The sequence below is a fragment of the Thioclava sp. NG1 genome, from assembly GCF_003122275.1.
GTDB classification, from domain to species: domain Bacteria; phylum Pseudomonadota; class Alphaproteobacteria; order Rhodobacterales; family Rhodobacteraceae; genus Thioclava; species Thioclava nitratireducens.
Genome location: NZ_QFBB01000025.1, coordinates 1 through 3,664, shown reverse-complemented (window position 1 = coordinate 3,664; position 3,664 = coordinate 1). Strand labels below are relative to the sequence as shown.

General features: G+C 63.6%; 4 protein-coding genes. 2 read left to right on the top strand and 2 right to left on the bottom strand.

Annotation, left to right across the window (positions count from 1 at the left end):
• Positions 1 to 419: 419 nt before the first annotated feature.
• A complete protein-coding gene (locus DEM26_RS20510; protein ID WP_158275173.1) occupies positions 420 to 569 on the bottom strand; it encodes a hypothetical protein in 150 nt (49 codons plus the stop codon).
• A 178-nt stretch (positions 570 to 747) separates the two neighbouring features.
• Here DEM26_RS20510 and DEM26_RS20055 point away from each other — a divergent pair, with 178 nt between their 5' ends.
• Together DEM26_RS20055 and DEM26_RS20050 are read left to right on the top strand one after the other, a co-directional pair.
• Positions 748 to 1,623: a carbohydrate ABC transporter permease gene (locus DEM26_RS20055; protein WP_233243252.1), complete on the top strand. Its 876-nt coding sequence runs from the start codon at positions 748 to 750 to the stop codon at positions 1,621 to 1,623.
• On the top strand, positions 1,620 to 2,426 hold the full coding sequence (locus DEM26_RS20050) for a carbohydrate ABC transporter permease (RefSeq protein ID WP_233243250.1): 807 nt from the start codon (positions 1,620 to 1,622) through the stop codon (positions 2,424 to 2,426). Before DEM26_RS20055 ends, DEM26_RS20050 begins: the two co-directional genes overlap by 4 nt.
• 6 nt (positions 2,427 to 2,432) lie before the next feature.
• Here the strand turns inward: DEM26_RS20050 and DEM26_RS20045 are convergent, their stop codons facing one another.
• Positions 2,433 to 3,578 carry an iron-containing alcohol dehydrogenase gene (locus DEM26_RS20045; RefSeq protein WP_369907883.1) on the bottom strand — a complete coding sequence of 382 codons (1,146 nt, stop codon included), beginning with the start codon at positions 3,576 to 3,578 and terminating at the stop codon, positions 2,433 to 2,435.
• Between the last annotated feature and the right edge of the window lie 86 nt (positions 3,579 to 3,664).

The window sequence follows — 3,664 nt, the reverse complement described above, 5'->3', positions numbered from 1 at the left end:
CACGCGAAACCTCCTGCCAGGCATGCCCCAAGGGCACCCCGCAAACCAAACCGAGTCACCAGCGAAATGAACGAAATCGGACAGCCATGAGGATCGCATCTCGCAACGCACGCTCATGACCAGCGATCCCGATACGTCATTATCGTACGATCGAACGCGGAATATCATGGGAGACAAAGGGGAACTGTGCGACGCAAAGTGCTGACCTTGCAGAAGAAGGGATGGGCGCACCGCTGCGAGGACGGAATGCTCTCGATTTCACCGGAGGTCGCCCCGCCTCTCGCAGATGCCATTCGGGATGCAATCGCTCATCTCGAAAAGATCTGCTGCACGGTCGAAACCGCTCACGAAGCCAGAAAGAGAACGCGCGATGGCGAGCAGTTCGCCGCTTTGACGATTATAGCCGCGTGCTGAAGTGCTCACGCTTCTTCTTTAGTCTTCAGCTTTGCCTGTTCGAGCGGCCAATATCCCATTTCGAACAGCTCGCGCTCGAAGATCGGAGCGAAGCGACCGAACTCTTCCGCCACGTTTGCGACGCGCGCCATCTGCTCTACCCGATCGCGGGCCATGCGCGCCCCTTTCTCAGTCGCACCGACAGCAAAAGCCCCTCCCCCGGCACAAGCGTCGCCGAGATGGCAGCCACCGTCGCCCCATCCACCGCCTTAAATCTCTAGTATCCTTGACATTTATACGACCAACCCGTTCGCTTTACGCGCGAAGTTTGCTGCTTCCGGGGAGGGCATAGGGATGATCAAGCCGCATTCGAACCGCGCGTGGCTGCTGTTGTTGCCTGCGCTTCTCATCTTGGGCTTTGTCGCTGTCATGCCTCTGGTCGCGGTGTTCAACTATTCTTTCCACGACATCTTCACCCTCGACACGGCACTTTGGGTCGGGCCGCAATGGTATCTCGAGATCATCCGCGATCCGAGCTTTTGGGCGAGCCTCGGGCGAAGCGCATTGTTTTCGGCCATCGTGTTGTCGATTCAGGTGCCGCTGGGGATCTGGATCGCTCTCTTGATGCTGCGGATCGGTCGCTGGGCGGTGCCGGTGTTGATGATGCTCGCCCTGCCCCTCGTTGTTCCGTGGAACATGATCGCGGGCATGTGGCTCACGCTGATCGATCCGCAGGTCGGACTTCTCGGCAAGGCGATCGCCGCAGCGGGTATTGGCTTCGACTACAAGTTCACCGCGCTGCATACCTGGATCCTGATCGTCGCGGCGGATACGTGGCACTGGCTGGGCCTCGTCGTGATCCTCTCCTATGCGTCGCTGTCGGCGATCCCGGCCTCCTATCGACAGGCGGCGGCGATAGACGGAGCCTCACGGCTCGCGGTATTCCGCCATATCGAATTGCCGCGCATCGCCGGGGCGCTCTCGATCGTGCTGCTTCTGCGCTTCGTGGACAGCTTCATGATCTACACCGAGGCTTTCACGATTAACGCGGGCGGGCCGCAGGGTGCGACGACTTTCATCTCGCTCGAACTGGGAGAGGACATTCGCAGCTTCACCTATGGCCGTGCCGCCGCGCGTGCGATGCTCGATTTCCTGATCGTGCTGAGCGTCGCATGGGCGTTCATCCGCATACGCGCCGGGCGCGACACCTCGCCGGAGACGACCCGATGAAGATGACGCGAATGCGCCCATCAATTCTGCTCGGCCTCGCCTTCGCAGCTCTGGCACTCTTCATCCTGCTGCCCTTCGTCCAAACGGTGCTGTTGAGCTTCACGCTGACGCTGCCGCGCGAGGGATATCGCGAGGGACAGGCGACGCTGATCAACTATGCCACCGTCTTCGCACGCCCCGACCTGCGCGATGCAATCTGGAACTCGCTTGTCTATGTTCTGCTCAACGTGGCGCTCTGCCTCGCCGCCGGACTGCCCGCAGCTTACGCGATTGCGCGCTTCCGCTTTACCGGCGATCGCCACATTCTCTTCGCGCTGATCGCCTTTCGCCTGACGCCGCCCGTCGTGCTGTCGCTGCCGATCTTCATTCTCTTCGCCCATGTCGGACTGGTGAACAGCCCGGTCGGGATCGCGCTGGTGCATTGCGTGTTCAACCTGCCGATCGCGATCTGGATCCTCGAGAGCTTCATCGCCGCCGTGCCGCGCGAATTCGACGAGACCTGTTTTCTCGACGGCCATTCCTTCGGCCATTTCTTCGTCGGAAAGCTGATCCCGGTGATCGCGCCGGGGATCGGCGTGACCGTCTTCTTCTGCTTCATCTTCTCTTGGGTGGAGGTGGTCTTCGCGCGCATTCTGACGGTCACTGCGGGCAAGCCGATCACCATGGCGATCAGCGCGCTGTTCGGCTTTCAAACGGATATCGGGCTGGTGATGGCGATGACCGTTGTCTCGCTGATCCCGGGTGTCGCGATGATCTGGTTCGTGCGTAATCACATCGCACGGGGATTTGTCATTCGCACCTGAAGCCGCTCAGAATGCGGCGCGCAGAATGTCGCTCAGGACATCTTCGCTCAGCGGCACGGGATTCGCGGCCATGGAGGAGCTGGACCGCGACAGCCGCGCGGTCTCCTCGATCTCATCCGGCTCGACGCCCATCGCGCCAAGCCGGGGCAACCCCCATTCGTCGATCTGCCGCTCCAGCGCCGTGAAAGCGCCAGCCGGCGCAACCGCCAGCCCCTCGCCCAGCCAGCCCGCCACCTCGTGGAATCGCGCGGCCATCGCGGAATCGCCCGCCACGGCGGCACGGTTCGCCTGAAGCACTCCGGGCAGAAGCCGTCCGCAGATCGCCCCATGAGCCGCACCGCTCCGGCCACCGATCACGCCCGCAAAACCATGCACCGCGCCGAGGCCCGCATTGCCCAGAGCGACGCCGCCGAACAGGCTCGCCCGCGCCATGTCATCTCGTGCATCCGTGCTCTCCCGTGCCATCAGCTGGACCAGCGCATGGATCGCGCGCGGGATCGCATCGCGGCAAAGCGCGTCGGTCAGAATATTCGCACGACGGCAGAGATAAGGCTCGATCACCTGCGTCAGCGCGTCCAGCCCCGAGGCCAGCGTGACCGCACGCGGGCAGCGATCGGTCAGCGCCGGGTCGACGATCGCGAGCGAGGCCATCATCCGATCGTCGCGCAGGCTGACCTTGCGGCGGTGCCCGGGGAACTGGATCACCGCATTGCGGGTGGCTTCCGCTCCGGTGCCGGCGGTAGTAGGGATCGCGACGAACGGCAGCGGCGGCGCGCTTAGCGGGCGCCCCTCCCCGACCAATTCAAAATGCACGATCGGATTGCTCGCAGCGGGGATCAGAGCCGCCAAAGCCTTGCCCAGATCAAGCACCGCGCCGCCCCCGACCGCAACGACACAATCGGGGCGCATCTCGCGCAACCGACCGAGCGCATCACATAGATCCGGATAGCTCGGCTCGCCGCGACTGACGATCACCTCGACCGTCCGGCCCGCCTCGCGCAGAGTATCTTCCAGCGTGTCGGCCCAACCGACCGAACGCCCGCGCACGAGCGCTACACGCGCCCCGTAGCGCGCGATCAGCTCCGCGCCCGCATGCCGCTCGTCGCGCCCGAAGAGAATGCGGCCGGGAAAGCGCAGAGCGAAGTCCATCAGACCGGCCTCGCCGCCGCGATGGTGGCCTCGACCGCCTTTTTCCACGCGGCGTAGCGGGCTTCGCGTGTGGCCTCGTCCATCTGCGG

Excerpts from the sequence above, each read along its gene's own strand:
- DEM26_RS20510 (WP_158275173.1), bottom strand. The coding sequence starts at position 569 with ATGGCCCGCGATCGGGTAGAGCAGATGGCGCGCGTCGCAAACGTGGCG.
- DEM26_RS20055 (WP_233243252.1), top strand. The coding sequence starts at position 748 with ATGATCAAGCCGCATTCGAACCGCGCGTGGCTGCTGTTGTTGCCTGCG.
- DEM26_RS20050 (WP_233243250.1), top strand. The coding sequence starts at position 1,620 with ATGAAGATGACGCGAATGCGCCCATCAATTCTGCTCGGCCTCGCCTTC.